A 12,203-nucleotide genomic window follows, 5' to 3' on the forward strand; every position below is an offset into this window, starting at 1 on the left:
AGTTGTCGACTAGGCTGTAGGCATTGTTGTTCAGAAACATGCCACACAGAATCTGGAACCCGATTGTCAATTTGAGAGGTCCCCATGAGCCTGCTGCTTGAACCCTTTACCCTGCGCCAACTGACCCTGCTCAATCGCATCGCGGTGTCGCCGATGTGTCAGTACTCCTGTGTCGATGGCCTGGCCAACGACTGGCATCTGGTTCATCTCGGTAGTCGCGCCGTCGGCGGTGCCGGGCTGGTATTTACCGAGGCCACCGCCGTCACCCAGGACGGGCGAATCACTCCCGAAGATTTGGGGTTGTGGAACGACGAACAGATCGAACCTTTGCAACGCATCACCCGCTTCATTACGGCTCAAGGTGCGGTTGCGGGTATCCAGCTGGCGCATGCCGGTCGGAAGGCCAGCACCTGGCGTCCCTGGTTGGGCAAGCAGGGCAGCGTGCCATTAAGTGAGGGTGGCTGGACGCCTGTCGGGCCTTCGCCTATTGCATTCGACCCCAAACACACGGCGCCGACACAGCTGGATGAGCGCCAGATCCAGGACGTGATTCAGGCCTTCGTCGACGCGGCGCAGCGTGCGCTGACGGCGGGTTTCAAAGTGGTCGAGATTCACGCCGCTCACGGCTATCTGTTGCATCAATTCCTGTCGCCGTTGAGCAATCAGCGTCGCGATCAATATGGCGGCACGTTTGAAAATCGCATTCGCCTGACCCTGCAAGTCACCGAGGCCGTACGCGCCATTTGGCCCGAAGAACTGCCATTGTTCGTACGTGTCTCTGCCACCGACTGGGTCGAAGACGGCTGGAATCCGGACGAAACCGTTGACCTGGCGCGACGCTTGAAAAACATAGGCGTGGACTTGATCGACGTGTCGTCGGGCGGCACGTCTGCCAATGCGGAAATTCCGGTCGGCCCTGGTTATCAGACTCGGTTCGCCGAGCGGGTGCGCAAGGAGTCGGGCATTGCTACCGGCACAGTCGGCATGATCACAGAACCGGCCCAGGCCGAGCACATCCTGCGTACCGGGCAAGCTGACTTGATCCTGCTCGCCCGCGAACTGCTGCGTGATCCGTACTGGCCCCTGCACGCTGACGATGACCTGGGCGGACGCAAAGCCACCTGGCCCGCACAATATCAACGCGCCACCCACCGTGATCAACCGATCCATGAGTCCGATTTGCGCGAGTGAGGTCGAGCACTCCGCCCACTGTGGGCGAACGTGCTCGCGAAGACGCCCATACAAAATGCCCACGCAGAGCGTGGGCATTTTCAGAGCAAAAGCGGTTACTTCCTGACTTTCCAGGCATCCCCAGCGGGCGCCGTACCGTGGTCGTACGGTTTGCCCAGCCACATGTAGACCAAGCCCAGGCCAATGACAATGGCGGTGGTCAGGACCATGGCGTAGTTGATGTACCAGGCGGCATCCGGGGTACGAGGCCAGGCCATGTTGATGATGGCCAACACCCCGTAGATCAACGCGCCAAGGTTGATTGGCAGGCCCCATTTACCGAGGCTGAATTGACCGCTTGGTTTCCAGCCGCGTGCGCGGGCGAAGAGGGCGGCCATGACAATCATCTGGAACGCCAGGTAGATACCGATGGCGGCGAAGCTGACGATGGTGGCGACTGCGTCCTGTAACACAAAGCCCAGGCAGATGATCAGTGCGGGCAGCACGCCAGCAACGAACAGCGCGGCGACAGGCACCTGAGTGTTGGGTGACAGGCGTTTCAGCACAGTGCTGCCGATGATCATTTCATCCCGTGCGTAGGCATAAAGCAGGCGGCTGGCGGCGGCTTGCAAGCTGATGACGCAGGAGATGAAGGACACCATCACCACGGCCATCACCACTTTCGAGCCATTGACGCCAAAGGCGTTGGTGAGGATGGTGGTCACCGGGTCCTTGTCGGTGCCGTTGATCACGGCAGCCATGTCCGGTACGGAGAGGATCAGCGCCAGGCAGGCGAACATCGCTGCTGCGCCACCGATATAAATGGTCATGCGCATGGCGCGCGGGATCATCTTGCTCGGGTTAGGCGTTTCCTCGGCAACATCGCCGCAGGCCTCGAAGCCGTAGTACAGGAACATACCCGCCAGCGACGCCGTCAGGAACGCCGGCATGTAAGAGCCATCGATGCGGATGTCGAAGGTGTTGAACAGCACGCTGATCGGCTGATGACGTTCGAAAATCAGCAGATAAACGCCCACGATGACGGCGCCGATCAGTTCGCAGAGGAAACCGAACATGGCGATGCGCGCAAGCACTTTGGTGCCGCTGAGATTGACCAGCGTGGCAAACAGGGTCAGCACCAGTGCGATGACAATGTTGGTGTTGGCGCTAGGCTCGAATCCGAGCATGGCGGCCAGATACGGTCCGGCACCCACAGCAACGGCGGCGATGGTCACGCACAGGGCGATTGCATAGATCCAGCCAACCATCCACGCCCAGCGCTTGCCCACCAAGCGACGGGCCCATGGGTACACACCGCCGGAAATCGGGAACTGCGAAACCACTTCACCGAAAATCAGGCACACCAACATCTGACCCATGCCCACTAACAGGTAAGCCCAGAACATCGGCGGGCCGCCTGCTGCCAGGCACAGGCCAAACAAGGTGTAGACGCCCACCACGGGCGACAGGTACGTGAAACCGAGGGCGAAGTTCTCCCACAGGCTCATGGTGCGGTTGAAGTTGGAGGTGTACCCCAACTTGAGGAGTTGTTCGGCATCGCTGTCCAGCGCGGCGGCTAGCGGGGTTACGCTCATGTGTTTCTCCAGGAAATCGGCAGATTTGGTGTGTCCGAAACCGTGGTTGTGCACTCACTGCACAACCCGATTCGGTCGTTATTGTTTTGATCTGGATTGCGGGTGAAACAGGTGAATCAGACATCGCCGAAGGCCGTTCCGGCCTTATCGCAGCCTTCGGCAGCGCCTACAGTTGAAGCGCCCTCAGTGTTTGAACATCACATGGCGCACGGTGGTGTAATCCTCCAGCCCGTACATGGACATGTCTTTGCCATACCCGGAAAGCTTCTGCCCGCCATGGGGCATTTCACTGACCAGCATGAAGTGGGTGTTGACCCAGGTGCAGCCGTACTGCAAGCGCGCAGCCATTCGGTGGGCGCGTCCGACGTCTTGGGTCCAGACCGATGAGGCCAAGCCGTAATCCGAGTCGTTGGCCCAACCCAAGACTTGCGCCTCATCGTCGAACTGGGTGACCGAGACCACTGGGCCGAACACTTCGCGACGGACGATTTCATCATCCTGTTTCGCATCGGCAATCACGGTGGGTTCAAAGAAGAAGCCGTTGCCCTCAACCACCTTGCCGCCGGTGATCAAGCGCATGTGCGATTTAGCGAGTGCGCGTTCGACGAAGCCCACCACACGGTCGCGATGCTGCGCAGTGATCAGTGGACCGAGCTCGGTTTCCGGGTCGTCTTGCACGCCGTACTTGATGGTGCTGACAGCTTCGCCAAGCCGGGTAACGAATTTTTCGTAGATGCCTTTTTGTGCGTAGATCCGGCACGCGGCGGTGCAATCCTGGCCGGCGTTGTAGAAACCGAACGTGCGAATGCCCTCGACCGCAGCGTCGATATCAGCGTCATCGAAAATGATCACGGGTGCCTTGCCGCCCAGCTCCATGTGCATGCGTTTGACGCTGTCGGCGGTGCTGGAAATGATGTGCGAGCCCGTGGCGATAGAGCCGGTCAGCGAGACCATGCGCACTTTTGGATGGGTCACCAACGGATTGCCGACGGTCTGCCCACGGCCGAAGACCAGATTGAGCACACCGGCCGGGAAGATATCGGCCGCCAGTTCCACCAGACGCAACGCGGTCAGTGGCGTTTGCTCGGAAGGTTTGAGCACCACGGTATTGCCAGCAGCCAGCGCCGGGGCGATTTTCCAGGCGACCATCATCAGCGGGTAGTTCCAGGGCGCAATCGACGCCACGACACCGATAGGATCACGACGGATCATCGAGGTGTGGCCCGGCAGGTATTCACCGGCCGCTGATCCGCTCATGCAGCGACTGGCGCCCGCGAAGAAGCGGAATACGTCGGCAATCGCCGGGATTTCATCGTTCAGTGCGGCGCTGTAGGGCTTGCCGCAGTTGTCCGATTCCAGTTTGGCCAACTCTTCGCCATGGGCTTCAATGGCGTCGGCCAGTTTGAGCAACAGCAGCGAGCGATCTTTGGGCGAGGTCTGCGACCAGCTTTCAAAGGCGGCATCGGCAGCCCGCACTGCGGCGTCGACCTGGGCTTCACTGGCTTCGTTGATTTCGACCAACACCCGGCCCAAGGCAGGGTTGAAGACAGGCTGAGTGGGACCTTCACCAGCGACGAGATGGCCATTGATCAACAGTTTTGTTTGCATGGTTGATTCCTCTTCAGGCAATTATTGTCGTCGAGCAAAAAAACGGTAGGAGCCGCCGAAGGCCGTTCCGGCTTTATCGCAGCCTTCGGCAGCTCCTGCAGGGGATTGTGGGTGTTCGTTATTTACCGCCACTGCCCGCCACGCTCTCGCCGCCGCGTGTCAGGTAATAGGCGCCGAGGATCGGCAGCATGGTTACCAGCATCACCAGCATGGCGACCACGTTGGTCACCGGTACGTCGCGTGGGCGACTGAGTTGGTTGAGCAGCCAGATTGGCAACGTGCGTTCATGGCCGGCGGTAAAGGTGGTCACGATGATTTCGTCGAACGACAGGGCGAACGCCAGCATGCCTCCGGCCAGCAATGCCGAACCGAGGTTGGGCATGATGATGTAGCGAAAGGTCTGCCAGCCGTCGGCACCCAGGTCCATCGACGCTTCGATCAGGCTGTGGGACGTGCGGCGCAAGCGGGCGATAACGTTGTTGTAGACGATCACCACACAGAAGGTCGCGTGGCCGACGATGATGGTGAACATCCCCGGTTCGATACCCAGGGTCTTGAAGGCCGAGAGCAGGGCAATACCGGTGATGATCCCCGGCAGGGCGATGGGCAGAATCAGCATCAGCGAAATACCGTCCTTGCCGAAAAAATCCCGTCGGTACAGGGCTGCCGATGCCAGCGTGCCGAGGACCATGGCGATCAACGTGGCGATACAGGCGATCTCCAGCGAGAGCTTGATCGACTCCAGCACGTCGGGGCGCGAGAACGCCACGCTGAACCACTTCAGGGTGAAACCCTGGGGTGGGAAGCTGAAGGCGGCGTCTTCGGTGTTGAAGGCGTACATGAAGATGATGAAAATCGGGAAGTGCAGGAACACCAGCCCGCCCCATGCGGCCAGCTTCAGGCCAAGGGAGGCTTTTTCCCCCTGCAACGAAGGTTTAGAGCGCATCGAAGGCCCCCAGTCGTTTGACGATGGACAGGTAAATAGCGATCAGCACGATGGGCACTAGAGTGAAGGCTGCTGCCATGGGCATATTGCCGATAGCGCCTTGTTGGGCGTAGACCATGCTGCCGATGAAGTAGCCGGGTGGACCGATCAGTTGCGGCACGATGAAGTCGCCCAAGGTCAGGGAAAAGGTGAAAATTGAACCGGCAGCGATTCCTGGCACCGACAGCGGCAGCGTCACGTTCATGAAGGTCTGGCGTGGCGTGGCGCCAAGGTCGGCCGAGGCTTGCAACAGCGACGGTGGCAAGCGCTCCAGTGACGCCTGGATTGGCAGGATCATAAACGGCAGCCAGATGTAGACGAAGACCATGAAACGCCCGAGGTGCGAGGTCGACAAGGTACTGCCGCCCACGCCGGGAATGCCCAGGATGAACTGCAACACGGGTTCCAGCCCCATGTGCTGAACGAACCACTGCGCCACGCCGCCTTTGGCCAGCAGCAGGGTCCAGGCATAGGCCTTGACGATGTAGCTGGCCCACATCGGCATCATCACCGCGATGTAGAAAAAGGCCTTGGTCTTGCCCGTGGTATAGCGCGCCATGTAATAGGCGATAGGGAACGCGACGATGCCGCTGGCAATAGACACCGCCACCGCCATGCCCAAGGTGCGCTTGATGATGTCGAAATTCGCCGGGCTGAACAGGGCCGCGAAGTTGGCCAGGGTCAGTTCGGGCGTGACCGCCATGGTGAAGTCGTCGAAGGTGTAGAAACCCTGCCACAACAGGGTCAGCAGCGAACCGAGATAGACCGCGCCGAACCACAGCAGCGGCGGGATCAGCAGCAGCGCAAGGTAGAGATTGGGTCGGCGATAGAGCAGGTTGGAGAAGCGCCGCAAGGGCGATTGTCCGGGCTGCGTCGCCGGATGGATGATGGCCTGGCTCATGGTTACAGACCCTCGCCCACGGCCGGTTCATGCAGCGTGATCATCGCTTCACGGGCCCAGCGTGCAGTGATTCGCTGACCGGTCTGGTAGTGCGTGCTGGTGTCCAGCCACTGGTTGTTGGCCTGGCTGACATTCAGGGTCTGGCCATTGTCGAGGGTGAGTTCGTAGCGGGTGGCGCTGCCTTGGTACTGAATGTCGTGCAGCAGGCCGCTGACCTGAATCTCGTGACTGCCCGCCTGGCCTTCCGCAAAGCGGATGTGTTCCGGGCGAATCGAAAACGGCTGAGCGATGCCGCTCAATTGCAGGGCCAGTTCGCCGTGCAATACGTTGGAGGTGCCAACGAATTCGGCGACAAAGGTGGTGGCCGGTTTCATGTACAGATTGCGCGGGGTATCGACCTGCTCGATGCGACCTTTGTTGAACACCGCCACGCGGTCTGACATGGACAGGGCTTCGGTCTGGTCATGGGTGACGAAAATAAAGGTGATGCCGAGTTGGCGCTGGAGCTTCTTCAGCTCGCCTTGCATCTGCTCACGCAGCTTCAAGTCGAGGGCGCCCAGCGGCTCATCGAGCAGCAGCACGCGGGGCCGATTGACCAAGGCGCGCGCCAGTGCAACGCGTTGACGCTGGCCGCCGGAGAGTTGCACCGGTTTGCGGTCGCCGTAGCCATTGAGCGCGACCATGGCCAAGGCTTCTTCGGCACGGTTGAGGCGTTCGGTTTTGCCGACGCCCTTGACCTTCAAACCATAGGCAACGTTGTCTCGCACGTTCATGTGCGGGAACAGCGCATAGTCCTGGAACACGGTGTTCACATCACGCTGATAAGGCGGCAGGCCCGCCGCCTCTTCGCCATGAATGCGGATTGAACCTGCGCTCGGCTGCTCAAAACCGGCAATCAAGCGCAGACAGGTCGTTTTGCCCGAGCCCGACGGGCCCAGCATGGAAAAGAACTCGCCGTCCTGGATATCGATGGAAACCCGGTCAACGGCCTTCACTTCGCCGAACTGACGGGAAACGTGGGTGAATTGGACTGCAAGCGTCATGGTGTGTAGCTCCAAAAAGGCGGGTGAATCATTTGCGACTGCTTTGCAGTCGCTCGCGGGCAAGCCCGCTCCTACAGGGGTAGCGCAGATTTTTGTAGGAGTGTGGCTTGCCCGCGATAAGCCGGGGTCGCGCTCGACCCGCAGCTCCTTCAGACGGACTCAGCGCCCGCCCATGATCGCGATGTAATCCTGGGTCCAGCGGCTGTACGGCACGAACTTGCCGCCTTCAGCTTGTGGGGTTTTCCAGAAAGCGATCTTGTCGAACTGGTCGAAACCATTGGTCGCGCACCCTTCGGCACCCAGCAGTTCGCTGGCCTTGCACGCTGCGGGTACTGCCGGCAAAGAACCGAACCAGGCGGCAACGTCGCCCTGGACTTTGGGTTGCAGCGACCAGTCCATCCACTTGTAGGCACAGTTCGGGTGCTTGGCCTCGGCGTGGAGCATGGTGGTGTCAGCCCAGCCGGTAGCGCCTTCTTTTGGAATGGTCGAGGCCACAGGCTGTTTGTCAGCCTTGAGGCCATTGACCATGTAACCCCATGAGCTGGAGGCCGCGACGCCTTCGTTCTTGACGTCACTCATCTGGACGGTGGCGTCGTGCCAATAACGGTGGACCAACGGCTGCTGTTTGCGCAGCAGGTCGAGGACTGCCTTGTACTGGGTTTCGTTAAGCTCGTACGGGTTTTTAATCCCCAGTTCAGGCTGGGTCGACTTCAGGTACAGCGCGGCATCGGCGATATAGATCGGGCCGTCATAAGCCTGTACACGGCCTTTGTTGGGCTTGCCGTCTGGCAGGTTTTGCGCTTCGAACACCACGCTCCAGCTGACGGGCGCGACCTTGAACACATTGGTGTTGTACATCAGCACGTTCGGGCCCCACTGATAAGGCGTGCCGTAGGTTTGCTTGTTGACCACGTACCACGGGCCGTTCGCCAGGCGCGGGTCGATATTCTTCCAGTTCGGAATCAGCGCGGTGTTGATGGGCTGGACCCGCTTGCCGACGATCAGTCGCAGCGAAGCATCGCCGGACGCCGTCACCAGGTCATAACCGCCCTTGGCCATCAAGCTGACCATCTCATCGGAGGTGGCGGCAGTTTTGACGCTGACCTTACAGCCGGTCTCTTGCTCGAAGCCGGTCACCCAATCGTATGCCTTGTCGCTTTCACCCCGTTCGATGTAGCCCGGCCACGCAACAATATCGAGCTGGCCTTCGCCGTCGCCGACGGTTTTGAGCATCTCTGCTGCGGAGATACCGCAGCTGGTGAACATACCGGTGACTACCGCGCTGAGTAATGCGGTCTTGAGCACTGACATGGGATTCCCTCTTCTTTAATTATGGTCGGGGCAGTTTTGAACGGGTACGGCATGCCCTCTTCGGGCTGATTATTAGAGTGCTGTAAAGCGTAGTGCAGTCATTCGTCTTGAGCGTTGCTCAGCTCAAGTCTTGCCCGTGACGCGCCATGATGTGGCGCACCACGCTGTAGTCCTGCAACGAGTCGCTGGACAAATCCTTGCCATAACCCGAGCGCTTGAGGCCGCCGTGGGGCATTTCGCTGACCAGCATGAAATGGCTGTTGATCCAGGTGCATCCGTACTGCAAGCGCGCGGCCACTTGCATGGCTTTATCCAGATTTTGGGTCCAGATCGACGACGCCAGGCCGTATTCCGAGTCGTTGGCCCAGTCCACGGCTTGCTCAAGCTGATCGAAGCGAGTCACGGTAACAACCGGACCGAATACTTCGCGCTGGACGATCTCGTCGGTCTGTTTACAGCCGGCGAGCAGGGTCGGCTGATAGTAGAAGCCTGCCCCGGAATGCACCGCCGCACCCGTAACGCGCTCGATGTGTGGCTGGCCCAATGCGCGCTCGACGAAGCTGGCGACCCGATCACGCTGGCGGGTGCTGATCAGCGGACCGATTTCATTGTCGGCGTCACGTTTGCCGGCAAAGCGCAGGCTGCTGACCGCCGCGCCGAGTTCGGCCACCAAGCGATCATGAATGCCTGTCTGTGCGTAGATTCGGCACGCGGCGGTGCAGTCCTGGCCTGCGTTGTAGTAGCCATACGTGCGCACGCCCTCGACCACTGCCTGAATGTCGGCGTCGTTGCAGACGATGACCGGTGCTTTGCCGCCCAGTTCCAGGTGCGTGCGTTTGAGGGTTTTGGCGGCTGCCTGAAGAATTTTCTGTCCAGTAACGATGTCGCCGGTCAGCGACACCATGCGCACTTTCGGGTGGCTGACCAAATGGCTGCCGACACCTTCGCCGCCGCCGCAGATGATATTGATGACCCCACGTGGCAATAGCTCAGCCAGCGCCGGGGCCAGCGCCAGGATCGACAGCGGTGTGTGTTCGGACGGTTTGAACACCAACGTATTACCCGCCGCCAGTGCCGGGGCGATTTTCCAGGCGGCCATCATGATCGGGTAATTCCACGGTGCGATGGACGCCACTACGCCGATCGGGTCACGCCGAACCATGCTGGTGTAGCCGGGCAGGTATTCGCCGGAGAGTTGCCCGGTCTGGCAGCGCACGGCACCGGCAAAAAAACGGAACACGTCGACCGTGGCGCTCAAATCATCCTGGCGCGCCAGGTGCAGGGGCTTGCCGCAGTTCAGCGATTCCAGGCGGGCGAGTTGGTCGGCTTGTTTTTCAATGACGTTGGCAATAGACAGCAGGATGTTCGAGCGTTGTTGCGGTGTGGTTCGAGACCAGCTGGCAAAGGCCCTGTGAGCGGCGAGGATTGCGGCTTCGACTTGTTCAATGCTGGCTTCAGCGATATGGGTCAACACTTCGCCAGTGGCCGGATTGAGGATCGGCTCGACGAAACCTTGGCCTGCGACCAGTTCACCGTCGATTAACAGTGCCGTGAACAATGGGGTCGGGTGCGCGCCGGGCATGTTGGGTGCTCTCTTTTTTTGTGTGGCCGTGGGGTCCATGGGCTTGCTCCTTGGCGCGCCCGGCCATCTATAGCCACAGAGACTAGTGCGCGGGCGAGAGGTCGACAAATGCTAAATACTGAAACCAGCGTTCGATTAAATAGATAGCCTGCGCCCGGTATGAGGCTGTTCCCGGGCGACGCTCAAAAAGGGGTCGACCAACGCGGGCCGGGCCGTGCCTCGGCGCCATGCCAGGCCTACGTCCAGGGTCTGACTGAGGTCCGCCAAGGGGCGCGCTTCGATGATGTCGCCCTCCAGCGACCAGGGCCGATAGGTCATGTCTGGCTGGATGGAGACCCCGAGTCCGGCTGCCACCAGGCTCCGAACCGCTTCGGTCGAGGCTGTGCGCAGGGTGATGTGCGGCTGTAGACCGGCTCGCGACCACATGCGCTGGGCATTCATGTCCATTTCGTCGACATTGAGCTGAATGAGCGGCTCGCGAGCGATGTCTGCCAGGTTGATGCTGTCGTGTTCCAGCAGGGGATGCTGCGCAGGCAACCAGACCCGGTGCGGCGAATGGGTGAGTACTTCGGTTTGCAGGGCGTAGCGGTCTTCGAGGTTGGACAGGATCAACACCCCGACATCAATCTCGCCGCTGACCAGCAAATGCTCGATATACGGGCGCTCGTCTTCCATCACTCGGATGTCGACGTTGGGGTAGGCGCGCTGAAAACGGGTCAACAAGTCCGCCAGGTAATAGCCCGCCACCAGGCTGGTCACGCCGACGATCAACTGGCCTGCCACCTGGTCGGTGCTTTGTTGCAGGCTGCGCTTTGCGTTGTCCACCGTGGCCAGGATCAAGTGCGCCTGGCGCAGGAACTGGTGGCCCTGATGCGTCAGGCTCATGCCCTTGGCGTGGCGGTTGAACAGCGTGACGCCGATTTCCTGTTCCAGTTGCTGGATCGCCAGCGTCAGCGTGGACTGGGAAATGTACACCGCCTGCGCAGCGGCCGAGATCGAACCGGTTTCCGCGACCGCGATGAAGTGACGGATCTGGCGCAACGTCATCATGAGGGATTGCTCTGGCGAGGTTTTTGATTGGTTTTTTAGATGTTTCAGAGTGTATATCTTTTTAATCGATAGTTGAGCGAGTGACGCGGCCCCTATGGCCATGCAACATTTCGAAGCACTCATCAAACCTGCCCGGACACACTTCGTTCTACTCTGCTTGCCACGAAACGACTGACAAGTCCCTGGAGGCTTTCCCATGAACACGCGTGGCTTACTCGATCAACTGCTTAAATCCGGGCAGGACCTGCTGCAGAACAAAACTGGCGCACGGACGGGTAATCATTCCGATAACAACGCCCCTGCTGCGGGCGGTTTAGGGGGGTTAGGCGGTTTGCTCGGTGGGGCGGGTGGAGGTTTGGGCGGGCTCCTGTCCGGTGCGGGCGGCGGCGCATTGGCGGCCGGTGCGATGGGGTTGCTAATGGGCAATAAAACCGCACGTAAGGTCGGAGGCAAGGCGCTGACCTACGGCGGTCTCGCGGCGCTGGGCGTCCTGGCCTACAAGGCTTATGGCAATTGGCAAGCCAATCAAGGCTCAGCCCCACAGTCCGAGCCGCAAACCATCGACCGTCTGCCAGCGCCGCAGGTCGAAGAACACAGCCAGGCGATTCTCAGGGCGCTGGTAGCGGCGGCCAAGGCAGATGGCCACGTCGATGAGCGTGAGCGTCAGCTAATAGAAGGTGAATTCACCAAGCTGACCAACGATCAGGAGCTGCAGCACTGGTTGCAGGCCGAACTCAACAAGCCTCTCGACCCGGCAGAGGTCGCCCGAGCGGCGAACACGCCGGAAATGGCAGCCGAAATGTACATCGCCAGTGTGATGCTGGTGGATGAGGAACACTTCATGGAACGCGCTTACCTCGACGAACTTGCTCGCCAACTCCGGCTGGACCCGGCGCTCAAGGCAGAGCTTGAGGCGCAGGTGCGGCAGGCTTCTCATAACGGGTAAGTAACCGGCTGA

10 protein-coding genes are annotated in these 12,203 nt (G+C 60.2%); 2 read left to right on the forward strand and 8 right to left on the reverse strand.

Features of this window, described 5'->3' with window-relative positions; translation table 11 throughout:
* The first annotated feature begins 84 nt into the window (after positions 1-84).
* A complete protein-coding gene (locus K0F75_RS07260; protein ID WP_219061171.1) occupies positions 85-1,191 on the forward strand; it encodes an NADH:flavin oxidoreductase/NADH oxidase in 1,107 nt (368 codons plus the stop codon).
* Between the two features lie 95 nt (positions 1,192-1,286).
* Here K0F75_RS07260 and K0F75_RS07265 read toward each other — a convergent pair whose 3' ends face one another.
* The 8 genes from K0F75_RS07265 to K0F75_RS07300 all read right to left on the reverse strand — a co-directional run bounded on the left by K0F75_RS07265 (position 1,287) and on the right by K0F75_RS07300 (position 11,245).
* Complete coding sequence (locus tag K0F75_RS07265) at positions 1,287-2,765, reverse strand: APC family permease (protein WP_219061172.1); 1,479 nt, start codon at positions 2,763-2,765, stop codon at positions 1,287-1,289.
* Positions 2,766-2,948: 183 nt separating this feature from the next.
* On the reverse strand, positions 2,949-4,373 hold the full coding sequence (locus K0F75_RS07270; protein WP_219061173.1) for a gamma-aminobutyraldehyde dehydrogenase: 1,425 nt from the start codon (positions 4,371-4,373) through the stop codon (positions 2,949-2,951).
* Positions 4,374-4,491: 118 nt separating this feature from the next.
* Positions 4,492-5,301: an ABC transporter permease gene (locus K0F75_RS07275; RefSeq protein ID WP_374028615.1), complete on the reverse strand. Its 810-nt coding sequence runs from the start codon at positions 5,299-5,301 to the stop codon at positions 4,492-4,494.
* 7 nt (positions 5,302-5,308) lie between these two features.
* Complete coding sequence (locus K0F75_RS07280) at positions 5,309-6,259, reverse strand: ABC transporter permease (RefSeq protein WP_219061175.1); 951 nt, start codon at positions 6,257-6,259, stop codon at positions 5,309-5,311.
* 2 nt (positions 6,260-6,261) lie between these two features.
* A complete protein-coding gene (locus tag K0F75_RS07285; RefSeq protein WP_219061176.1) occupies positions 6,262-7,302 on the reverse strand; it encodes an ABC transporter ATP-binding protein in 1,041 nt (346 codons plus the stop codon).
* Positions 7,303-7,461: 159 nt separating this feature from the next.
* Positions 7,462-8,613: a putative ABC transporter substrate-binding protein YdcS gene (ydcS, locus tag K0F75_RS07290; protein WP_219061177.1), complete on the reverse strand. Its 1,152-nt coding sequence runs from the start codon at positions 8,611-8,613 to the stop codon at positions 7,462-7,464.
* A 118-nt stretch (positions 8,614-8,731) separates the two neighbouring features.
* Complete coding sequence (locus K0F75_RS07295) at positions 8,732-10,195, reverse strand: gamma-aminobutyraldehyde dehydrogenase (protein ID WP_219061321.1); 1,464 nt, start codon at positions 10,193-10,195, stop codon at positions 8,732-8,734.
* A 135-nt stretch (positions 10,196-10,330) separates the two neighbouring features.
* The gene (locus K0F75_RS07300; RefSeq protein WP_219061178.1) at positions 10,331-11,245 is read right to left on the reverse strand and encodes a LysR family transcriptional regulator; all 915 of its coding nucleotides are present in this window, start codon (positions 11,243-11,245) and stop codon (positions 10,331-10,333) included.
* Positions 11,246-11,441: 196 nt separating this feature from the next.
* Between K0F75_RS07300 and K0F75_RS07305 the strand changes: the two genes are divergently transcribed.
* Positions 11,442-12,191 (forward strand): tellurite resistance TerB family protein, encoded by a 750-nt coding sequence (locus K0F75_RS07305; RefSeq protein WP_219061179.1) that lies wholly within the window; start codon positions 11,442-11,444, stop codon positions 12,189-12,191.
* The last annotated feature ends 12 nt before the right edge of the window (positions 12,192-12,203 follow it).

This window comes from Pseudomonas sp. UMAB-08 (assembly GCF_900095225.1).
Lineage (GTDB): Bacteria > Pseudomonadota > Gammaproteobacteria > Pseudomonadales > Pseudomonadaceae > Aquipseudomonas.

Excerpts from the sequence above, each read along its gene's own strand:
- K0F75_RS07260 (WP_219061171.1), top strand. The coding sequence starts at position 85 with ATGAGCCTGCTGCTTGAACCCTTTACCCTGCGCCAACTGACCCTGCTC.
- K0F75_RS07265 (WP_219061172.1), bottom strand. The coding sequence starts at position 2,765 with ATGAGCGTAACCCCGCTAGCCGCCGCGCTGGACAGCGATGCCGAACAA.
- K0F75_RS07270 (WP_219061173.1), bottom strand. The coding sequence starts at position 4,373 with ATGCAAACAAAACTGTTGATCAATGGCCATCTCGTCGCTGGTGAAGGT.
- K0F75_RS07280 (WP_219061175.1), bottom strand. The coding sequence starts at position 6,259 with ATGAGCCAGGCCATCATCCATCCGGCGACGCAGCCCGGACAATCGCCC.
- K0F75_RS07285 (WP_219061176.1), bottom strand. The coding sequence starts at position 7,302 with ATGACGCTTGCAGTCCAATTCACCCACGTTTCCCGTCAGTTCGGCGAA.
- ydcS (WP_219061177.1), bottom strand. The coding sequence starts at position 8,613 with ATGTCAGTGCTCAAGACCGCATTACTCAGCGCGGTAGTCACCGGTATG.
- K0F75_RS07295 (WP_219061321.1), bottom strand. The coding sequence starts at position 10,195 with ATGCCCGGCGCGCACCCGACCCCATTGTTCACGGCACTGTTAATCGAC.
- K0F75_RS07300 (WP_219061178.1), bottom strand. The coding sequence starts at position 11,245 with ATGATGACGTTGCGCCAGATCCGTCACTTCATCGCGGTCGCGGAAACC.
- K0F75_RS07305 (WP_219061179.1), top strand. The coding sequence starts at position 11,442 with ATGAACACGCGTGGCTTACTCGATCAACTGCTTAAATCCGGGCAGGAC.